This is a genomic window from Bradyrhizobium sp. Kon69 (genome assembly GCF_055807515.1).
The window spans coordinates 1-532 of record NZ_JBVVOS010000100.1 but is presented as its reverse complement, the minus strand read 5'-3'; the positions used below and the strand labels follow the sequence as shown (position 1 = coordinate 532).

The window sequence follows — 532 nt, the reverse complement described above, 5'->3', positions numbered from 1 at the left end:
CCGTTGTACATGCTGTAGAGGAAGGAGAACCACAGCAGGGTTTCCAGCATGTGTGCAAAGCTTGGCGCGTTGACCACGTAGGACAACGCTGGATAAGCCGTGAGAACGGTCAACACGGTCATGGCGATCAGTACCGGCTTGCGGCCAAAGCGGTCGCTCAGGGTGCCGCCGATCGGTAGCCAGACGAAGTTGGACACCGCCACCAGCAAGGTCACCAGCAGCGCATCGGAGGTACTCAGTTGCAGCACGGTCTTGCCGAAGGTGGGGGCGTACACCGTGATCAGATAGAACGCAGTGGTGGTCATCGCCACCATCAGCATGCCGCCAATCACCACGGTCCAATTTTTCACCAGGGTGGCCATGACTTCACGCATGGTCGGGCGATGTTTGCGTTTGGCGAACTCTTCGGTTTCCTGCAGGTTACGTCGCAGCACGAAGATAAACGGGATGATCACGCAACCGACGGCGAACGGGATGCGCCAGCCCCAGTCGGCCACCACCGCTGGTTCCATCCAGACATTCAAGCCATAGC

The 532-nt window shown here is 58.8% G+C and carries 1 protein-coding gene; it reads right to left on the bottom strand.

The window, feature by feature from the left end; genetic code table 11:
* Nucleotides 1–512 (bottom strand): MFS transporter (locus AC0L3U_RS38370; protein ID WP_473364958.1); only part of this gene is annotated, 512 nt, incomplete at its 3' end.
* Between the last annotated feature and the right edge of the window lie 20 nt (nt 513–532).